Genomic DNA, 17,790 nt, shown 5'->3' on the forward strand with positions numbered 1-17,790 from the left:
GAATGATAACTTCCGAACAACTAAAGGATATACAGGACAGAACGGTGGCTCTGCACCGTTACCTGAACATAGACAAGCGCGAAATAGAGTACGAGGAGGAGCAGCTTCGGACGCAGGCGCCCGACTTCTGGGAAGACCCGGCAAGGGCGCAGGAGCAGATGAAGAAGGTAAAGGGCATAGAGAAGTGGATTAAGGGCTACAGGGAGATACGGTCGCTGGCCGATGAGCTGCAGCTCTCCTTCGACTTCTACAAGGACGAACTCGTTACCGGGGAGGAGGTGGATGCCGCCTACGACAAGGCACTGAAGGCTGTTGAAGACCTCGAACTGAAGAACATGCTCCGTCAGGAGGAAGACCCGATGGAGTGCGTGATGAAGATTAACTCGGGCGCAGGGGGTACGGAGAGTCAGGACTGGGCTTCCATGCTGATGCGGATGTACATGCGCTGGGGCGAGGCACACGGCTACCACGTTACCATCTCCGACCTTCAGGACGGCGACGAGGCCGGCATCAAGAGCGTAACGATGAAGTTTGAGGGAAGCGAATACGCTTTCGGCTATCTCAAGAGCGAGAACGGCGTACACCGGTTGGTGCGCGTCAGCCCTTTCAACGCACAGGGAAAGCGCATGACGAGCTTTGCCAGCGTGTTTGTATCTCCGCTTGTCGACGATACCATAGAGGTGTACGTAGACCCTGCAAGGGTCAGTTGGGACACCTTTAGGTCAAGCGGTGCCGGTGGCCAGAACGTCAATAAGGTAGAGTCCGGAGTCCGTTTGCGCTATCAGTACGAAGACCCCGACACGGGCGAGAAGGAGGAAATCCTCATCGAGAATACCGAGACGCGCGACCAGCCCAAGAACCGTGCCAAGGCCATGCAGCTGCTGAAATCGCAGCTCTACGACCGTGCGATGAAAAAAAGGATGGAAGAACAGGCCAAGATTGAGGCTTCCAAGAAAAAGATAGAGTGGGGAAGCCAGATTCGCAGTTACGTTTTCGACGATCGGCGAGTGAAGGATCACCGCACCAACTACCAGACTTCGGATGTCTACGGGGTCATGGACGGAAAGATAGACGGCTTCATCAAGGCTTATCTGATGGAGTTTCCCGTAACAGGGGAGGAGGTCTGACGGCATGATACAGGGCGGTCGGGGATGCCAAGTCGGTTCTTCCTGTCGGCCCGTTGCCCCGTCCTTTAGTCTCGTTCCGATAAGACAGCCACCCCGAACAAGCCTAATAACATTAAAAATATACCATTATGAGTGAAAAAAGCAAACAACACCGCAAGCTGCGTGAGGCTCAGCAGGAGCGTCAGGCAAAGAAAGTCATCAAGTGGATTATCATCTGTCTCTTCCTCTTGGCAATAGCCGTAACCGTCTATTCCATCATAGTCGTAGGCTGATGAGCGGACAGGAAATAGAGCGGAAGTTCCTTGTCCATAAGTCAGTGGACTGGAAGGCAATGGCGAAATCGTCCTCGCGCATCCGTCAGGGCTACTTCGATGCCGTCAATACCGTCCGTATCCGCATCCGAGACGACCGTGGCTATCTCACCATCAAGGGCCCTTCGCGCGACGGAGGGTTGAGCCGGTATGAGTTTGAGAGGGAGATAACGCTTCGGGAAGCCGAAGAGCTGATGCAGCTCTGCGAACCCGGCATCATTGAAAAGCGTCGCTATCTGATTGACTTTGGAGGACACACCTTCGAGGTAGACGAGTTTCATGGCGACAACGAGGGCTTGGTGATGGCTGAAGTGGAATTGTCGGACGAGTCGGAGAGCTTCGACCGTCCTGCCTTTCTCGGACAGGAGGTTACCGGCGACCGCCGTTTCTACAATTCGCACATGCGCTGCAACCCGTTCAGCCTTTGGCGCGGAACCTTGCCAGAAGAATACCGATAGCGAGGGCAAGGCTTGTCCCGATGGTGTCGGCAAGGAAGTCGAGCCACTCTCCGCTCCGTCTGCCGCCCGTGCAGTGGGCTTGCAGTATCTCTATCAGTCCACCCATGAGCGTGGGCAGAAGCCAGACCCAAAGCAAAAGCTGCTTGGGTCTGGCTTTTTCTTTGCCTGCCCGCAGCCTCTCTATGGTGATGACGAGACACCAGACGAGGTACATCGCCACGTGTGTCCATTTGTCTATCAGGCTGACATGGCTGAGCGGCGTCTCGGGAATGTCTGCAAAGCACAGCACCCAGATAGCTGTCAGGATGCAGGAGGAAAGCGGATAGTGGATTATAATGTTGCGCATAAGCAATGCGTGGGGCTGTCGTAAACTGCAAAAGCAGATGTTTTTATTCGGCAGGGAGGAATACCGCAATGGTCTTCAGCCTGATATAGTTCTCGCTAAGATACATGAAGCCATTGTAGGGGTTGTCGTTTCCCCAACTGTTCTTGCAGCGGAAGAACAGCCGTCCGCGGCTGTCGTGAGCCAGTCCTGTTATCTCCATGCAGTGGTCGTCGGTAGTCTTGTGCGCCTCGAACGAATACTGGCGGTGCTTCTGGCTCACTTTCTCCTTTTCGTTGTGCAAGGTTGCCGTTCCGTGCTCAAAGGAAAAGCCCGGCTCGGAGATGTCTCCCTCCCAGCAGACGGGGTGTCCCTGACGGAGCGCACGCACGATTCGCGCCATCATCGTGTCTATGGGAACATTGAGGAAGGTGTTGTGATAGTAATTGTCAGGCACTTCAAGCGCGAAACGCTGCCCGAAGGGGTGGTGGGTAAAGCTCGTCAGAGCCTCGTACTCGTCGGAACGGCAGACGCTGTGGGCAAACTCAAGGGGCGTATAGACGGCTCCGAGCATGAAAACCTGCCGGGGAGGATAGCCCAGTCCTTTGTCAAGAAGCAGCGAAATGTCTGCAAGCCTGCTCTGAGGCGAGTCTTTTGCGGGTGTGCTGAGGCTCTTCTCTATCCGCCGGCACAACATGTTGTAGTCGGCATCGTCGGGTCTGTGATAGGCGTCGAAGTGCTGCAGGCCGTAGGTTTCTATGAGATTGATGAGCATGCCCGGCATGCCGCGCATGGTAATCGGCCTGTCCGACTTGCCGCCTTGGGTGTAAAGGCGGTGTGTAGCCTGCTCCGTCAGGTACATGCGGGCTACATAATCGGGGCTGAGATGGACGGAGTCGCCCTGCTGAAGGTGTTCCGTCTCTATCGTAGCCAGCATGGCGTAGACCCAGCAGAGCGGGCTTGAGCCTTGATTCTTGACCGGTGTGGTCTTCAGGACAATGTCGTCGGTCAGCCGCAGGGGGCGATAAATGTCTTTTTGGCTCTGTTTTCCGCAGCCGATGAGGGCCAGCAGAAGAGCCGACAGGATAATTTTCTGTTTCATTATGCCTTTGTTTCGTTTAACAGCTGTGGCCCGGACGCTTTGTTTCCGTCTGTCAGCAGTTGTTCTATTCCGCTCTTTACATCGTCGGGCGTAACCGTCTGAAGCCCCGAATGGTCTATCCTGATGAGGCTGTCGGCGTAGCGCAGGGCGAGTTCCAAGTCGTGTGTGGAGAGGAGGATGAGCTTGTCGTGCGTCTTCGACAGGCGGCTGAGGAGCCGGAACATGTCTACCTTGGACGGGAAGTCGAGGAAGGCGGTAGGCTCGTCGAGCATAATCGCCGGTGTCTGCTGTGCCAATGCCTTGGCAATCATGGTCTTCTGGAGTTCGCCGTCGGACAGGGTCTGTATCATTCTGTCGCACAGCGGCGCAATGCCTACGGCGGCTATGGACTCCGCAACGACCGTCTTGTCGCGGCTTGCCAGACTTCCCCAGAATCCCGTATAGGCGTGCGGCCCAGCCCGACCACCTCTGCCACGGTGAGATTCTGCACGTCCGGCCTGTGGGGCAGCACGATGCTGACATACCGTGCCAGCTCTCTCTGCGAGAGGAGCAGCATGTCCTGTCCGTCAATCGTCATGCTTCCGCCTGCCGGAGGGAGGAATCCCGTGAGGGTTTTCAGCAGGGTCGACTTTCCGATGCCGTTGTCGCCAATCAGGCAGGTCAGCCCTCCGCTCCGTATATCGATGCTGATATTGGCGACGACGGGAGCTTCGCGGCGGTATCCGACGGAAAGATGGGATAAGCTGATAATCATGTTGCAAAGATACGGAAAGACGGTGAGAGACGGGCAGACCGCGGTGTTTTTCTGTCTTTTTTTTCTTATCCGGGCATCTTCAGCGGCCCATCCGGCCTGTCTGAACGGCGTGTTGACTTTTCCTTTTTGCGTACACTGATTTGCCATTACCGAACAAACATTTGGCAACATCAATCGTTCGTACTATCTTTGCCGGCGCAATCCAACCTTTGCATGATTATCATTGTTGAACCAAAATAGAATTAAGATTTACACGCTATGGAACAGAGCAGACAAGAACTTAACAGAAACTTGGCACAGATGCTGAAAGGCGGTGTCATCATGGACGTAACTACACCCGAGCAGGCACACATTGCCGAAGAGGCAGGAGCCTGTGCCGTCATGGCACTGGAGCGTATTCCGGCCGACATCCGTGCCGCCGGCGGCGTGTCGCGCATGAGCGACCCCAAGATGATACGCGGTATTCAGGAAGCCGTGAGCATCCCCGTCATGGCAAAATGCCGTATCGGCCACTTTGCCGAAGCACAGATTTTGCAGGCCATAGAGATAGACTACATCGACGAAAGCGAGGTTCTTTCGCCTGCCGATGACGTTTACCATATAGACAAGAACGCCTTCGACGTACCCTTTGTCTGTGGTGCGAAAGACCTCGGTGAGGCACTGCGCCGCATCAGCGAGGGCGCGACGATGATCCGTACCAAGGGCGAGCCCGGCACGGGCGACATCATTCAGGCCGTTCGCCACATGCGCATGATGCAGTCGGAAATGCGCCGTCTGACCTCTCTTCAGGCCGACGAGCTGTACGAGGCTGCCAAGTCGCTGCGCGTACCCTACGAGCTGGTGAAGTACGTACACGACAACGGCAAGCTGCCCGTGGTCAACTTCGCTGCCGGCGGTGTAGCTACGCCTGCCGACGCTGCGCTGATGATGCAGCTCGGAGCGGAGGGAGTGTTCGTCGGCTCCGGCATCTTCAAGTCTGGAAATCCCGAGAAGCGTGCACGTGCCATCGTACAGGCAGTCACCAACTTCAGGGATGCCAAGATGATTGCAGAGCTGAGCGAAGACCTCGGCGAGGCTATGGTGGGCATCAACGAGAGCGAGATTGCCGTGCTGATGGCAGAAAGAGGAAAGTAGAATCCGCCCCCTGTACCGATTAGAGCAATACGATGAAGATAGCCATTCTTTCCCTTCAGGGAGCTTTTATCGAGCATGCGCGGATATTGCAGAGACTGGGAGCGGAGACCTTCGAGATACGGCAGGCCTCTGACTGGGACCGGCAGAAGGACGCACTCGTCATTCCCGGTGGCGAGAGCACGGTCATTCTGAAGCTCCTCCACGAGCTGAACCTCTTCCAGTCTGTCCGTAGGGCCATTGCCGGCGGGCTGCCCGTGTTCGGCACTTGTGCCGGACTGATACTGCTTTCGCGCCACCTGCTGAATCCCCGTTCGCCCTACGAGCGCATCGGAACCATGGACATAACCACCTGCCGGAACGCATACGGCCGGCAGCTGGGGAGTTTCTTCACCGTTCACGACTTCAAGGGGGCCGGCCATCCGCTGCCCATGAGCTTCATCCGCGCGCCCTATATAGAAAAGGTGGGAGACGGCGTGGAGGTGCTGGCAGAGGTGGACGGGCACATTGTGGCAGCCCGGCAGGGAAACCAGCTCGTTACGGCCTTCCACCCGGAACTGAACGACGAAACCTTTATCCACCAGCTGTTTGTGGATATGGTCAGGGAGTCGGTGTCTTCAAAGCGCGGGTCCGATATAGGGAAATAGCAGCACGGAATGTAAAGAAAAGTCATCCCCGTTGTTTCAAAGCATTGGGATGGCGACATGAAAGCGGCACTTTCGGTGAACGAAAGTGCCGCTTTCATTGTCTCAAAGTGTCTTGTTCGCCTGACGAAAGCTCGATAATGGTAATATGATTTTATTATCGTCTGTGAATCAGTGGTTTGCAGTTTCTTCTTTTTTGTGTGAGAAGGAAATCGCTCTATGGGATGCCCGGCTTGGTTTGTAAAGACATTTCGTATCAGGGAGTAGATGTTGTTCTTACGTGGATGGGTGGAAGAAAAGTAAGGGGACAATAGCCCTCCTTCTTTGAGTAAGCAGCAATAAAAAGCAGACAGCACGTTCCCAAGACGGGAGGACGGGCTGTCTGCTTTGCGGTTCAGTTCGTTCTATACTTTTTCAGGGATGATGCGACGCTTACTTTACGGCGTACTTCTGCCCGCCGATGACGTAGATGCCGCGTGGGAGACCCTTCAGCGATGTTGCGTTCCGGCGTATCAGCCTGCCTGTAAGGTCGTAAATGTCTGTCGGACGGGCAGCGTCCGCGGTCAGACTTTCCATGCCCATAGTTACCGAAACGATGACTGCGACGGGTGCCGACTCGTTGCCGTTGGAGTAGAGAACTGTAACCTGATAGGTGTGTTCGCCTTCATCGGCGGTCTTGTCTACGTAGGAGGTCAGGTCCTTGACGGTTGTCAGGAGCGTGCCGTCGCGATAGACGTTGTATCCCGTTACGCTGCCCGTACCACGCTCAAAGCTGATGTCGTCGATGGCCAGCCAGTTGCACTTGTTCGGCTCGTTCGTACTCTGGATGGCAAAGAAGATTGCCCCTGCCGGAAGCTCGGCCGTGAACTCCTGCCATTCGCCCTTGTCGGCAGTGTAGTTTGCGAGTTGGTGGAAGCTCCCGGGCTTGGTGTCGGTGGTGGAATAGAGTACGTTGATGTTCTCGGAGAACATTTTGTCGTTGGCATTGTGGTTGAGCGCGTAGAAGGTGATGGTCTGCGCGTTGCCCGAAAGGTCGGGGCTAATCAGCCAGTTGTCGTTGGCCCGATACTCCGTGCCGTCGGAGTTGATGCAGTAGATTGACGAGAGGTAGGAGTAGCCGGAGTGTCCCGGGAAGTAGCTTCCGGCCTGATAGTCCTGCTCGAAGTTGGTTACCATGAAGGCATACTTCTCGTGTTCGTGTGGCAGTTGGAGGTCGCTGAAGAGCGAACCAACAATTTCTTGGTCGTTGTCTACCGTCGTCCAGTCGCCGATATTGTCCGTCAGCCACGGCTCGTAGCTTTCGAAGTCTTCCGTAATCATCTCGTTCTTTGTCTCGGGAGCCGTCCATGAGAGGCTGACACCTTCTTCTGTGTTCTTCCCCGTCAGTTCCCTGACTGTAGAGCCTTATAGTCGAAGAGGTCAATGACTCCCATTGCCGTATTGTTCTCGGGTTGCTCGTCTCCGTCCATGGCTATTTCGGCCGTCATGGGAAGCTCTTCGTCGGCGAAGAGTATGTTGGGCGTCAGCTCAACCTGAATGTCTGTGTTGCAGAACGGGGGCAGCGGCTTGCTGATGGTTGTATGGAAGATGGTTTCGTCGCCTGCTTTCACGGTCAGGGTATAGTCCTTAGCCTCCTCGCTGCCATAGTTTTTCACTTTCACCTTCAGCGAAGTCTTCTTGCCGCGCTGCACTTTTTCGGGCAGCACCATGCTGACTGCCACATCTTTGTTGGACGCTACGGCAACGTTGACATTGTCCAAGTAGACTACCTGAGGAACGTCCGGCGCGCCTGTTGCTTCGAGCTGGAACTGGAACATCACGTTCTCGAGCTGCCCCAAGTAGGACGGCAGGTCGACCTGTGCGGCCGTCCACTCCGTGGCTTCGGCTAATGGGAAGGTCTTCAGGGGCAGTACGCTGCCGTCGGGCATGACTACCATCAGGTTGAACTGGGCAAACTTGGCTCCGTCGGAGCGGTAGCTGAAGACTGCCTTCATCCTGTCGGAGTTTTCGAGCTTTATCTTTCCCGTCTTGAAGTTGAGCTTGTCGTTATATGCAATGGATGTGAACTTGATGCAGGAACCGTCGTCGTCGGACGAGGAGGTGTCGAATCCGATGGTAGAGACACCGTAGTCGTATCCCATTCCTTCACCGTCCATCCACCAGAAGTGGCTGAATCCCTGCTTGAAGCCGTCGTTGAAGCTGTCGCGATAGGGCAGGATGTCGGGTGCACCGACGATAATCGCATTGGAGTATACGAAGTCGCTCTGCCCTCCGGCGTTGCTTGCCGCAACGGCATACTGGAGAATCCGCTGCTTGCCTTCGCCCGTATTGACGTCTATGTCGGTCTCGGTCTTTCCTTGAACGTCCTGTACCGGCACCGTCGGCTGGTTTTTGTCGTCGAATCCGCAGAGCTTGTAGACAATCTTTTCAGGATTAATCCGGCCCTTGTTAGCCCCTTCCGTAACCTTTTTCCACGCAGCCCCGATATGCGTCTTGTTGTCTTTGATGACGAGAGACTCGGGCATCAGCGGCTTGTCTACGCCCACGAAGGCAGATGCTGAAGCCTCCTTGCCCTTGTTGCCGCCTGCGTATGCCGCCACGGTATAGGTGTTGTTGCCGTTGTGGACGACATTCTCGTCGTCGAAGGTCTGGCGGCTGCCCGGATCAGTGTCTTTCAGTGTGGCCAGCATTTCGCCGTTCCGCTTCACCACCACGCTGTCAATGGTAGTCAGGTCGGTTCCTGCGACGGTCTTCGTTGGCAGTACGAACGATATTCTTGCCTTGGGGTCGCCCGTCTCGTCTGCCACGACCTGCAATCCAGTCGGGGCTTCGGGTGCGCTGTCGACGGCTCCTTCCTCTACGGTCAGGTCGTATACATACAGGCGGTTGTGGTCAGCCTCTGTCTCGGCGTGGAATCCTATGCAGTAGTTGCCGTCTTTTTCGGGCGTGAAAGTCTTGGAGAAGAAAACCGTATCGCCCCCTATCTCGGTTGTTGGAAGAATGTCCTGACCTGCCTCCATGCCTTCGTTGGTTTGCTCCGTTCCCACGCTGACCTTGAGTTTTTCCTTATAGTAAGAGCTGTTGGCGCGTGTATGGAACTTTATATTGTAGTTTGTCCCGGCCTTAAGCTCTATCATTGGCGAGATGAGCCAGTCGTCAGCGTTCTCGAGGCTGTTGTACTTGTAGCACGCATTGCCTGCTCCGCTCATCTCCCTGTAGAAGAACCATGTAGTGCCGTCCTTGTTGTTGTCCACGATGGTGAACTGATTGAAGACGCTCTCGTCGTTGAGCAGTGCCGTCCAAGCAGGTTTTACGACTTCCTGTGGCTCCTTTGCCGCCCTGCCATTGTTCACGGTCGGGGCCTTCATTGCCCGTGCCGGGTGGGTTACAGAGCCGAAAGGCACGTTTACCTTGTGCTCATCCTGCTGCGCCATACTGCTTAGGGGCGCAGACAACATCACTGCCAGACAGAGTGATAATAGCTTAGTGTCTTTTTTCATTACCGTAAAATATTAGTTAATACTCGTTCTTTCTAATACTCTTTCTCCTCGAATCGTACGATTACTTTTGCCAGTTCGCTGCTGCTGACGGGCTTCACCATGAAGGCAAAGACGTTCAAGTCGTCGTAGACAGGGTTGTCCTTGCGGTAGGGAGTGGTGAAGATGACGGGCGTATGCTGTTGCCGCGAGTGCCGGATAGCGTCGGCACTGTTGCCGTCGGAGAGCTGGAGGTCGGCTATAATAAGGTCAATGTCGTTGTTGTTGAGCATTTCCGTCGATTGCTCCGAGTCTTCGGCCATGCCTAAAAGATAATAGCCGGGACGGAGGGAGCGTATCGTCTCCTGAATGTCCAAGGAGGTATAATGCTCGTCGCTCATCACTATATAGCCTATATTCCGCTTATTTGCCATTCCTGTTGTTTTGCGAACAAAATTATAGATAAAATAATGAAATGGCAAGCAAGTTGGAACGGACTCTACCATTCAGCTACCTAAATGGAAGAAGTAGGGAATGAAATGGTTTTAGAATCTGTTGGGAAACGGACAAAAGCTTCGCCAAGGGCAGCAGAATGCTTCCTTGGGAACGGATAAACAACTTCCTTAGGAACGACAGAAGGGCTTCCTTAGGAACGACAGAAGGACTTCCTTAGGAACGGCTGAAAGACTTCCTTAGGAACGACAGAAGGGCTTTCTTAGGAACGACAGAAAGACTTCCTTGGGAGTGGCAAGACGGCTTGGTGGGTCAGCCCTGACCGCCCAGCCAGTCGAGGAAATTCTTGCGGCGTGCCATGCTGACCACAACCCTGCGCTCTTCCGTTCCTGCCCTTACCACGACAGAGAGTCGGCCGTGGAAGAACTTTTGTACGGAGGCAATGGCAGAGATATTGACTACCAAGTCGCGCGAGAGCTTGAAGAAGTCGCTCCGACTGACGATGTGTTCCACTTCGGAGAGGTTTGTCATGGCGGTCAGCTTCCGTCCGCCGCCTTTCTTGTAGGCGAAGATGCACTTGTCTTCGCTGGCGAAGAACGCCACGTCGGCTATCTCTATGAACGAATAGCTGTCGCCGCTGACGGTGAGGATGCGGTGCTGCGTGGCCGTCTGTGCAAGCCGGCTGTAGAGCGGAGCCGGGCTGGCGGCTTCCTTTCCGGCTTTCCGGCTGCGCTCGTGCTTCTGCAAGGCACGCTCAAGGTCGGCTTCGTGGATAGCTTCAGCAGATAATCAACGCTGTTTACCTTGAACGCCTGTAGGGCAAAGGTGTCGTAGGCGGTCGTGAAGATGATGGGCGTATGGACTTCAACCTTGCCGAATATCTCGAAGCAGTTGCCGTCGACCAGTTCTATGTCCATAAAGACAAGGTCGACTCCGGGACTTTCCTGAAAGAAAGCGATGCTCTCTTCTACCGATTCGGCCGTGAAGACAAGCTCGTACTCGGGACGCAGCACGGCGACGGTCTGCTTCAGGCTTTCGAGCGAGATGGGTTCGTTCTCTATGATGGCGTATTTTGTTTTCATGTCAATGCGGTATGGTTGTGGATTATTGGAGGAATGGCACTGTTGCCTCAAAGCTCTCGCCGTCGTCGTGGTAGGCAAAGTCCTTTCCGTACTGCTTGTAGAGATCGGTGATGTAGCGTAGTCCGATGCCTGTGGAGCTGGTAGAGCTGCGCGGGCGGATGGGATTGACTACCGTAACCGTCGTGTCCGTTATCCGGATGGTAACTTCGAGTGGATGGCGTTGCGAGATGACGTTGTGCTTGGTAACGTTCTCTATGAGCAGCTGCATCGTGAAAGGGATGATTTCCTGTTCCTTCACCAGTTCCTCGCCCAGTATTCTGACGCGGAACTGGTTGTAGTACCTCATCTCCAGCACCTCGACGTAGGAGTGGAGGAAGCGCAGCTCGTCCCTGAGGAGGGTGCGTTCGTGGTCCTGTTGGGTCATGATGTAGCGGTACATCTCCGAGAGCGACATGACAAACTGCCTTGATTTCGTCTGGTCGATGCCTATCAGCGAGTAGAGAATGTTGAGAGAGTTGAACAGGAAATGTGGGTTGACCTGTGCCTTGAGGGCATTATACTGATACATGAGTATGCGCCGCTTGTACTCCTCGGCCTGCTGGAGCGACTTGCGGTAGTGGCTGATGTAGAAAGACATCTCTATTCCCATCAGGATAAATGTGTTGCAGAATGTCGTGCCTGCCCAGTCTATATGTGCGGACGGGGTGTTGCGCATGTAGAGAAGAAAGGCGAGGTTGACCAGTGTCAGGAAGGAGAACGATATGATGACGTCTACCAATATCTTGTAGACCGCATGGTGGAGGCGGTTTAGTTTGAAGACGAGCACGAAATTGACGGAAAAGAGCACCACCATCGGCACGAGATTGTGGACTACGCTCTGCCAGAAGTCGTAGGCATCTGCGTAGGGCAGAAGCGACTTGAAGGCTATCAGATTGTAGAAAGCCTGAAAGGTAATGTAGGAGACGAGGACTATTGCCGTTGCCAGCAACGCGCTCTGGAAGAGTCCGCGTATAGCATTTGTTTTCATTGGAGGCGTGATGGGTAAGGATTCTGTATAGTTTACGGCTGACGATTCTTCGTTTTTGCAAACTTACAAAATCTTTCCGAAATGCCTGTCGGTCTGTTGCCATATTTTCTGCGGGCTGCGGATAATGCGCGGAATTATGTTTACAAAGTCAGGATGGGATGTCTTCAGGACGGCGACGGGAAGCTCTTTGATGACGGTTGTAGAAGACTGGAAGTCAGGAAGTTTCGGGGAGGTGTGCCGGCAGTGGTATTTTGATGAAGTGAAAACGCCGCTTTGACACAGCGAAAGTGCCACTTTCGCAGGGCGAAAATGGCACTTTGACGGTGTCGGAAGGGCCTGACGGGAAGCCGGCCCTGACTTTTCTTTACACGGATGGCGTTTTGTGGCCGCAGTCAGGACGGTCAGGCTGACGGCGGGCTGCGGGTGGGAAGGGTGTCGGCCGCCTTGCGCCTGCAGGTTCATGGTGCGGCCTGTCAGCTCAGCGACAGCATTTTCTCGATGGGCTTGACTGCCTCCCGTGCCGTTTCGGGGTCTATCTCGATGGCCGGGAAACCGTATTTGAGGGTGTTGTAGACCTTTCCGAGGGTATTCCGCTTCATGTATTCGCACTCGTTGCAGGTGCATCCGGGCTTGCCCTCGTCCGTCTCCGGCGGTACGGGGTAGAAGGCCTTGCCGGGGCAGGTGCGCTCCATCTCGTGCAGGATGCCCGGTTCGGTGGCCACGATGAATTCCCTTGCCGGGCTGTTCTGGGCGTAGGCGAGCATCGTCGCCGTGCTTCCCTTCACTTCAGCTGCGGCGAGCACGGGGGCCTTACATTCGAGGTGGGCCATGACGATGGCTTCGGGGTGCTGCCGTTTGAGCCTGCCGATGGCGTCGACGGAGAACTTTTCGTGTACGTGGCAGCCTCCGTCCCAGAGCAGCATGTTGCGTCCCGTAACTGAATTGATGTAGTTTCCGAGGTTGTAGTCGGGTCCGAAGATTATCTTCTCGTCCGCAGGGAAGGCGTCGATGACTTTTTTTGCGTTGCCCGATGTTACGACGCAGTCGGTCAGTGCCTTCACGGCAGCGGTGGTGTTGACGTAGGATACAACCTTGTAGCCGGGATGCCCGTCCTTGAATCTCTTCAGGTCTTCGGCCTTGCAGCTGTCTGCCAGTGAGCAGCCGGCGGTGAGGTCGGGGCAGAGGACGGTTTTCCCGGGGGAGAGCAGCTTGCAGGTCTCTGCCATGAAGTGGACTCCGCACATGACCATTGTCCCTGCATCGGTCTCGGCAGCCTTGCGCGCCAGTGCGAGCGAGTCGCCCACGAAGTCGGCTATGTCCTGTATGTCGCCGACGGTGTAGTAATGTGCCAAGATGATGGCATCTTTCTCCTTGCAGAGCCGGCGTATCTCTGCCTTCAGGTCGATGGACGCGTCTATCGGTTCGTCCACGTAGCCTTTTTCAATCCATTCGCTTTTCATCATAGTGTTTTTGCTTTCCCAAGGCTTTCCGGCGGAGGTGCTTGGGGAGAGTTTCTTGGTTATTTTGGCTTCTTCTTTTTGTCCTTGTCTTTCTTTCCCTTTGGGGCGGCCTTGGTGCTTTCCAGTCCGTTCTTCGGGTTGTAGTCGATGCCGAGCTTTTTCGCCCGTTCGGCATTGCGGCTGCGTATGGTTCTCTGCTTGTCGGCCTTCTGCTTGGTGATGGCCTCCGGCTTCTGCCGGTAGAGCGGCAGCTGACGGGGATTCCACAGCTCCCTGATGTCCCATTTCGCCTTGCACTCTATCTCCTTGGGATAGTAATAGACGGCTTCCGGCTGCCGCTGTTCGCTGTACAGGCCCGTGTCCCAACGCCCGTTGTCGTTGTCGTCGACGATGAGCCGTAGGTAGTATTTGCCGGGGTTGACGTAGAAGAAGTTTGCCACGCCGTCCTTGGCAAGGGCTTCCTTCTCCGGCCTGTCGCCTCCGCTGAGGAGCTGCAGCAGGCAGTTCTTGCCCTCCATTCCCTGCAGGGTTACGGTGAGTGTGCCGTAGTCTTCGAGCGCGCCGATGCGGATGCCCTGCTTGTACTTCGCCGATGTCTTGCCGTAGATGTCGGTAAAGGCTGCCGAGTCTATCTCGAGGCTGTACTCGTGTCCGGGATTCCATGCCCCGACGAGCTTGTAGCGGCGTGCCTGTCCCGGTATCTCGCCGAACTGATAGCGTGCCCTGTACCATAGCGTGTCTATCTTCTCGTAGAGGTGAATCTTCGTTGTGTCGCAGGCGGCAAGGGGCGATGGCAGCTCAAGGGTGGGATTCTCGTCGGGTGCAATCTTACCGCTGACGTTGTATCTGACTTCCAGCGGATTGGCCGGCATCTCGGTCTGGTAGTCCTTTCCGCGTTCGCGGTTCTTGTCCTGTTGCTTTTTCCACTTGTCGTAGGCTTCCTGCTGCAGTCTCAGACGCTTGGCGTAGGGATTCTTGGATAGCACCTCGAGCGTGTCGGTCTGCGGTACGAGCTTTCCGAGGCTGTCGGTAGCGTTGTACCGGACCGTCATTCTCAGCGTGTCCTGATTGACCAATGCCGTGTCGCGTAGCCAGTAGTTGATGGAGTCCTGATTCATTCCCGGCTCGACGATGAAGGCATCCGAGGCATTGAAGTTGAGTCCGCGGATGACCGGAAGCTCGGCATCGCCGTGGCTGAACAGCAGCGAGAAGTGGTCGGGTTCCCTGCGTTCGGCCTTTATGAAATACCTGTTGGCAGGGGCTTCGGTAAAGGATGTGAGCACCACGTCGTCGGGGAGGAAGTGCGTGTAGGGCGTCTGGCGGATGTCGCTGATGTGGAGCGAGTCGCGCCATATAGTGTCCTGACGTATGTCGGGCTTCGAGCCGGGCATGATAACTTCGGGTGTAAAGGCTATCGCCTCGCTCTGCTGGCTGAACCGGTAGTCGCCGTCTGCATCGCTGAGGGCGTAGATGCGGTAGTCGCCCTCGGCCACTCCCTTTATGACAAAGCGTCCGCGGCTGTCGGTACGGGCTACGCGGAGCATCGGCAGACGGGTAAAGGCAGTGTCGGACTGGTTCTTGTAGAGTCCGACGAGTATTCCCTTGACCGGCTCCAAGTCTTCGGCGGCAAGCACATAGCCCGCAACCTCAAGCGTATCAATGTGGTCTCCCGTGGAGAAGGAGTAGGTATAGTTGCCCAAGGGATTTCCCTCGTTGTTGTCGGAGATGGCATCCGAGAAGTCGACCGTGTAGGTAGTGTTGGGCTGGAGTTCGTCGAGCAGCTTCACGGATATGCGCTTTCCCTCTCCCCTTATTTCGGGAACTTCGAGCTGGGGCGGCGATATGATTACCTTTTCGGAGGGATTGTCCACCTTGATAAACTCGTCGAAGAGGATGCTGATGTGCTTGCTTGCCACGTCGGTTGCCTTGTCGGATGGCGACGAACCGACTATCCGCGGCGGCGTTTCGTCGTACCAGCCACCGTCGGGTTCGCCCATCCGTGCGCAGGAGGCAAGGAGAAGCAGGGGCAAAAGTCCTCCCCAAGCCCCTTCGAAGGAAGGGATGCGCTTGCGGATAGACCGTTTTATGTCGGACAATATTGAAAACATAAGCTGTTCGTTTTGGCAGAGAGAAACGGCCATCATGCAGGTTTTCTTCCCTGATGGTAGGCCAGAGGAGAGGCGGAGGAGTTGGTGGAGGCTTCCCGGTAGGCTTTTGAAAGGCTTAGTTCATCCTCAGCATCTCCTCTATGTTGGCACGGCTGTTGGACAGGCGCGGCACCTTGTGCTGTCCGCCGAGCTTTCCTTTCGACTTCAGCCAGTCGTTGAAGAGGTCGCGCCGGGCAGGTATCACCTCGAGAGGCTGCAGGGTAACGTCGTGGAAACGCTTCGCCTCGTAGTCGGAGTTGATTTCCTGAAGTTTCGAGTCGAGGATGGTCGCAAACTCCGTCAGGCTGCACGGTTCCTTGGAAAACTCTATGAGCCACTGGTGGCGGCACTTGGCGTTGGCGTCCATATAGATAGGTGCTGCGGTGTACTCGCTGATTTGCGCTCCCGTGGCCTTGCAGGCGGCTTCGAGACCTCGCTCCGCATTGTCCATGATAAGTTCTTCGCCAAAGGCGTTGATGAAGTATTTGGTGCGCCCGGTAATGATGAACTTGTAGGGATTGGTGGACGTGAACTGCACCGTGTCGCCTATCTGGTAACGCCACAATCCGCAGGAGGTGCTGATAAGCAGGGCGTAGTTCTTGCCCACCTCGACGCCTTCGAGCGGCACGATGTCCGGATGCTCGCTGCCGAACTCGTCCATCGGCAGGAACTCGTAGAAGACCCCGTAGTCCAGCATCAGCAGCATGGCCGGGTCGGCCGGGTCGTCCTGAATACCGAAGAATCCTTCCGACGCGTTGTAGGTCTCCATATAGTGCATGCCGGGCTTCGTGATGAGCTGCTCGTACTGCTTGCGGTAGGGCGTGAAGGCGATTCCCCCGTGGAAGAAAACTTCCAGATTGGGCCACACTTCCTCTATGTGCTGCTTGCCGGAAAGCTCCAGCACGCGGACGAGGACAGACATCATCCACGACGGGACGCCCGACAGGTTGGTTACGTTCTTCGTCATGGTCTCACGGGCTATGCGGTCGCGCTTCACCTCGAAGTCGCTCAGCAGTGCCACGTCCTTTCCCGGGACGCGCTTGAGGTTTGCCAGCGGATTGATGTTCTCGATGAGTATGGCACTCAGGTCGCCCACGAGCGAGTTCGGGAGGTTGTAGTTCGGAGCATGGCTGCCGCCGAGTATGAGGCTCTTTCCGTCGAACAGGCGGCTGCCGGGGTTGTTGCCGAGATACAGGGCCACCACGTCCTTTCCGCCTTGGTAGTGTATATTCTGCAAGCCCTCGTTGGATACGGGTATGAACTTGCTCTTGTCGTTGGTCGTTCCCGACGACTTCGCGTACCACTTCACCTGTCCCGGCCAGAGGACATTGCCCTCGCCGTGGCGCATGCGGTCGATGTCGCCTTTCAGCTCCTCGTATGTGTTGACGGGAATGTTCTGTACAAATTCGTCATACGAATGGATGGTGGAGAACAAGTGGTGTCGCCCGTATTCCGTATCTCTTGCACGCTCAATGAGATAGCGCAGTATCTCATGCTGAATTTCGGCTCCTTCTGTCTGGTATCTGCCCAGTTCTCGCTGTCGGGGTTGGAAATACAGCTTGTTGACTATGCCTGTAAGATTCATCTGACTTTCTATTATATTAAGGTGCAAAAGTAGTGCAAAAAAGCCGAAACAGCCTTGTTTTCTATAAATTTAACACTCGTCCGTCAGGCAGGAAAAACCTGTCGGCTTCGGCAAACACCTGTCCGTTAGGATGAAACGCAGCGTAAGCCCGATGCGACAGCTTCTTGGCGGACGGTGGGGAAAAGGTCTCTGACAGATTCTCCCGGTGTCCTGATGGTTGGAGACGGGAGGGGCGGAAGGATGAATTTCACCCTGCCGCTTCGCGACAAGATGGCCTTCGCTCCTCCGGCAAGGCTTTCCCGTCTGACGAAAGCGGCACTTTGACCATGCGAAACGGGCTTGTTCGCGGGGCGAAAGCGGCACTTTCGTTGCCCCGTCTCTATTCTCCTGATTATCAGTTGTTTGAGAATGGTTTCCTCCTTGTGGTATTCAGCGGCAGGAATGTTCCGTTTCCGCAGTGGGAATATGGCGGAACGTGCATGTCGGAACCATGCTTCAGAGCTATGGTTTCGGGGCAGGCGGAGCGTTGTCTCCGGTCAGCGTTGTGCCCTTCTGAGCTGTGCCGTCGGACGGGGGCGGTACTTCCGCCCTTCCGCTGTTCTGTGGCCGTTCCTTGCGTCTCCGTAAATGATTGTGTGCCATTTTGTTGTCCGATAACCCCGAAATAAGCCGTCGGGAGTTAGAAAATCCCCTATATCTTCATAAAAAAAG

Annotated in this window: 19 protein-coding genes and 1 pseudogene; 7 read left to right on the forward strand and 13 right to left on the reverse strand. The window is 55.4% G+C overall.

Features of this window, described 5'->3' with window-relative positions; translation table 11 throughout:
* The first annotated feature begins 2 nt into the window (after window positions 1-2).
* From prfB to JCM15908_RS00115, 3 genes are all read left to right on the forward strand, one after another.
* Window positions 3-1,127 carry a peptide chain release factor 2 gene (gene prfB, locus JCM15908_RS00105; protein WP_025001793.1) on the forward strand — a complete coding sequence of 375 codons (1,125 nt, stop codon included), beginning with the start codon at window positions 3-5 and terminating at the stop codon, window positions 1,125-1,127.
* Between the two features lie 128 nt (window positions 1,128-1,255).
* A complete protein-coding gene (locus JCM15908_RS14860; RefSeq protein WP_199897196.1) occupies window positions 1,256-1,399 on the forward strand; it encodes a hypothetical protein in 144 nt (47 codons plus the stop codon).
* Window positions 1,399-1,896 (forward strand): CYTH domain-containing protein, encoded by a 498-nt coding sequence (locus tag JCM15908_RS00115; RefSeq protein ID WP_025001794.1) that lies wholly within the window; start codon window positions 1,399-1,401, stop codon window positions 1,894-1,896. The genes JCM15908_RS14860 and JCM15908_RS00115 overlap by 1 nt, the downstream gene beginning before the upstream one ends.
* On the opposite strand, the gene JCM15908_RS00120 is transcribed toward JCM15908_RS00115, so the two are convergent.
* From JCM15908_RS00120 to JCM15908_RS11285, 3 genes and pseudogenes are all read right to left on the reverse strand, one after another.
* Entirely contained in the window at window positions 1,856-2,242 is a 387-nt protein-coding gene (locus JCM15908_RS00120) for a VanZ family protein (RefSeq protein ID WP_199897197.1), read from the reverse strand. The genes JCM15908_RS00115 and JCM15908_RS00120 overlap by 41 nt on opposite strands.
* A 43-nt stretch (window positions 2,243-2,285) precedes the next feature.
* The gene (locus tag JCM15908_RS00125) at window positions 2,286-3,320 is read right to left on the reverse strand and encodes a C1 family peptidase (RefSeq protein ID WP_025001796.1); all 1,035 of its coding nucleotides are present in this window, start codon (window positions 3,318-3,320) and stop codon (window positions 2,286-2,288) included.
* A pseudogene (locus tag JCM15908_RS11285) lies at window positions 3,320-4,245 on the reverse strand (ABC transporter ATP-binding protein). Before JCM15908_RS11285 ends, JCM15908_RS00125 begins: the two are co-directional and overlap by 1 nt.
* A gap of 87 nt (window positions 4,246-4,332) precedes the next feature.
* On the opposite strand from JCM15908_RS11285, the gene pdxS reads away from it, so the two are divergent.
* Both pdxS and pdxT read left to right on the forward strand, forming a co-directional pair.
* On the forward strand, window positions 4,333-5,208 hold the full coding sequence (gene pdxS / locus JCM15908_RS00135; RefSeq protein WP_025001797.1) for a pyridoxal 5'-phosphate synthase lyase subunit PdxS: 876 nt from the start codon (window positions 4,333-4,335) through the stop codon (window positions 5,206-5,208).
* A gap of 32 nt (window positions 5,209-5,240) precedes the next feature.
* A complete protein-coding gene (pdxT, locus tag JCM15908_RS00140; protein WP_025001798.1) occupies window positions 5,241-5,852 on the forward strand; it encodes a pyridoxal 5'-phosphate synthase glutaminase subunit PdxT in 612 nt (203 codons plus the stop codon).
* A 429-nt stretch (window positions 5,853-6,281) separates the two neighbouring features.
* Here pdxT and JCM15908_RS00145 read toward each other — a convergent pair whose 3' ends face one another.
* The 6 genes from JCM15908_RS00145 to JCM15908_RS00165 all read right to left on the reverse strand — a co-directional run bounded on the left by JCM15908_RS00145 (window position 6,282) and on the right by JCM15908_RS00165 (window position 11,887).
* Window positions 6,282-7,169 carry a choice-of-anchor J domain-containing protein gene (locus JCM15908_RS00145; RefSeq protein WP_025001799.1) on the reverse strand — a complete coding sequence of 296 codons (888 nt, stop codon included), beginning with the start codon at window positions 7,167-7,169 and terminating at the stop codon, window positions 6,282-6,284.
* Window positions 7,170-7,231: 62 nt separating this feature from the next.
* Window positions 7,232-9,349, reverse strand: coding sequence for a choice-of-anchor J domain-containing protein (locus JCM15908_RS00150; RefSeq protein WP_148295473.1), 2,118 nt, complete (start codon window positions 9,347-9,349; stop codon window positions 7,232-7,234).
* A 32-nt stretch (window positions 9,350-9,381) separates the two neighbouring features.
* A complete protein-coding gene (locus JCM15908_RS00155; RefSeq protein WP_025001801.1) occupies window positions 9,382-9,759 on the reverse strand; it encodes a response regulator in 378 nt (125 codons plus the stop codon).
* Between the two features lie 331 nt (window positions 9,760-10,090).
* Window positions 10,091-10,381, reverse strand: a complete 291-nt coding sequence (locus JCM15908_RS14715) for a LytTR family DNA-binding domain-containing protein (RefSeq protein ID WP_036892403.1) — start codon at window positions 10,379-10,381, stop codon at window positions 10,091-10,093.
* Window positions 10,382-10,392: 11 nt separating this feature from the next.
* Window positions 10,393-10,860 carry a LytR/AlgR family response regulator transcription factor gene (locus JCM15908_RS11295; protein WP_051530718.1) on the reverse strand — a complete coding sequence of 156 codons (468 nt, stop codon included), beginning with the start codon at window positions 10,858-10,860 and terminating at the stop codon, window positions 10,393-10,395.
* A 22-nt stretch (window positions 10,861-10,882) separates the two neighbouring features.
* Window positions 10,883-11,887 (reverse strand): sensor histidine kinase, encoded by a 1,005-nt coding sequence (locus tag JCM15908_RS00165; RefSeq protein WP_025001802.1) that lies wholly within the window; start codon window positions 11,885-11,887, stop codon window positions 10,883-10,885.
* Between the two features lie 136 nt (window positions 11,888-12,023).
* Here JCM15908_RS00165 and JCM15908_RS14720 point away from each other — a divergent pair, with 136 nt between their 5' ends.
* Window positions 12,024-12,164: a hypothetical protein gene (locus tag JCM15908_RS14720; RefSeq protein WP_159101280.1), complete on the forward strand. Its 141-nt coding sequence runs from the start codon at window positions 12,024-12,026 to the stop codon at window positions 12,162-12,164.
* A 196-nt stretch (window positions 12,165-12,360) separates the two neighbouring features.
* Here the strand turns inward: JCM15908_RS14720 and nadA are convergent, their stop codons facing one another.
* The 3 genes from nadA to JCM15908_RS00185 form a co-directional block, all read right to left on the reverse strand.
* On the reverse strand, window positions 12,361-13,350 hold the full coding sequence (gene nadA, locus JCM15908_RS00175; protein WP_025001803.1) for a quinolinate synthase NadA: 990 nt from the start codon (window positions 13,348-13,350) through the stop codon (window positions 12,361-12,363).
* Window positions 13,351-13,406: 56 nt separating this feature from the next.
* Window positions 13,407-15,344 carry an Ig-like domain-containing domain gene (locus tag JCM15908_RS00180; protein ID WP_084607790.1) on the reverse strand — a complete coding sequence of 646 codons (1,938 nt, stop codon included), beginning with the start codon at window positions 15,342-15,344 and terminating at the stop codon, window positions 13,407-13,409.
* A 226-nt stretch (window positions 15,345-15,570) separates the two neighbouring features.
* Entirely contained in the window at window positions 15,571-17,079 is a 1,509-nt protein-coding gene (locus JCM15908_RS00185) for a GH3 auxin-responsive promoter family protein (RefSeq protein ID WP_025001805.1), read from the reverse strand.
* Window positions 17,080-17,253: 174 nt separating this feature from the next.
* On the opposite strand from JCM15908_RS00185, the gene JCM15908_RS14725 reads away from it, so the two are divergent.
* Window positions 17,254-17,403 carry a hypothetical protein gene (locus JCM15908_RS14725; protein WP_159101281.1) on the forward strand — a complete coding sequence of 50 codons (150 nt, stop codon included), beginning with the start codon at window positions 17,254-17,256 and terminating at the stop codon, window positions 17,401-17,403.
* Window positions 17,404-17,580: 177 nt separating this feature from the next.
* On the opposite strand, the gene JCM15908_RS14730 is transcribed toward JCM15908_RS14725, so the two are convergent.
* The gene (locus JCM15908_RS14730; RefSeq protein WP_159101282.1) at window positions 17,581-17,721 is read right to left on the reverse strand and encodes a hypothetical protein; all 141 of its coding nucleotides are present in this window, start codon (window positions 17,719-17,721) and stop codon (window positions 17,581-17,583) included.
* Window positions 17,722-17,790: the final 69 nt, after the last annotated feature.

The sequence above is a fragment of the Prevotella dentasini JCM 15908 genome (genome assembly GCF_000614065.1).
GTDB classification, from domain to species: Bacteria; Bacteroidota; Bacteroidia; order Bacteroidales; family Bacteroidaceae; genus Prevotella; species Prevotella dentasini.

Excerpts from the sequence above, each read along its gene's own strand:
- JCM15908_RS11295 (WP_051530718.1), bottom strand. The coding sequence starts at position 10,860 with ATGAAAACAAAATACGCCATCATAGAGAACGAACCCATCTCGCTCGAA.
- JCM15908_RS00145 (WP_025001799.1), bottom strand. The coding sequence starts at position 7,169 with ATGATTACGGAAGACTTCGAAAGCTACGAGCCGTGGCTGACGGACAAT.
- JCM15908_RS14720 (WP_159101280.1), top strand. The coding sequence starts at position 12,024 with ATGTTTACAAAGTCAGGATGGGATGTCTTCAGGACGGCGACGGGAAGC.
- JCM15908_RS14730 (WP_159101282.1), bottom strand. The coding sequence starts at position 17,721 with ATGGCACACAATCATTTACGGAGACGCAAGGAACGGCCACAGAACAGC.
- prfB (WP_025001793.1), top strand. The coding sequence starts at position 3 with ATGATAACTTCCGAACAACTAAAGGATATACAGGACAGAACGGTGGCT.
- JCM15908_RS00115 (WP_025001794.1), top strand. The coding sequence starts at position 1,399 with ATGAGCGGACAGGAAATAGAGCGGAAGTTCCTTGTCCATAAGTCAGTG.
- JCM15908_RS00120 (WP_199897197.1), bottom strand. The coding sequence starts at position 2,242 with ATGCGCAACATTATAATCCACTATCCGCTTTCCTCCTGCATCCTGACA.
- pdxS (WP_025001797.1), top strand. The coding sequence starts at position 4,333 with ATGGAACAGAGCAGACAAGAACTTAACAGAAACTTGGCACAGATGCTG.
- JCM15908_RS00155 (WP_025001801.1), bottom strand. The coding sequence starts at position 9,759 with ATGGCAAATAAGCGGAATATAGGCTATATAGTGATGAGCGACGAGCAT.
- JCM15908_RS00185 (WP_025001805.1), bottom strand. The coding sequence starts at position 17,079 with ATGAATCTTACAGGCATAGTCAACAAGCTGTATTTCCAACCCCGACAG.
- JCM15908_RS00125 (WP_025001796.1), bottom strand. The coding sequence starts at position 3,320 with ATGAAACAGAAAATTATCCTGTCGGCTCTTCTGCTGGCCCTCATCGGC.
- JCM15908_RS00165 (WP_025001802.1), bottom strand. The coding sequence starts at position 11,887 with ATGAAAACAAATGCTATACGCGGACTCTTCCAGAGCGCGTTGCTGGCA.
- pdxT (WP_025001798.1), top strand. The coding sequence starts at position 5,241 with ATGAAGATAGCCATTCTTTCCCTTCAGGGAGCTTTTATCGAGCATGCG.
- JCM15908_RS00180 (WP_084607790.1), bottom strand. The coding sequence starts at position 15,344 with ATGGGCGAACCCGACGGTGGCTGGTACGACGAAACGCCGCCGCGGATA.
- JCM15908_RS14860 (WP_199897196.1), top strand. The coding sequence starts at position 1,256 with ATGAGTGAAAAAAGCAAACAACACCGCAAGCTGCGTGAGGCTCAGCAG.
- JCM15908_RS00150 (WP_148295473.1), bottom strand. The coding sequence starts at position 9,349 with ATGAAAAAAGACACTAAGCTATTATCACTCTGTCTGGCAGTGATGTTG.
- nadA (WP_025001803.1), bottom strand. The coding sequence starts at position 13,350 with ATGATGAAAAGCGAATGGATTGAAAAAGGCTACGTGGACGAACCGATA.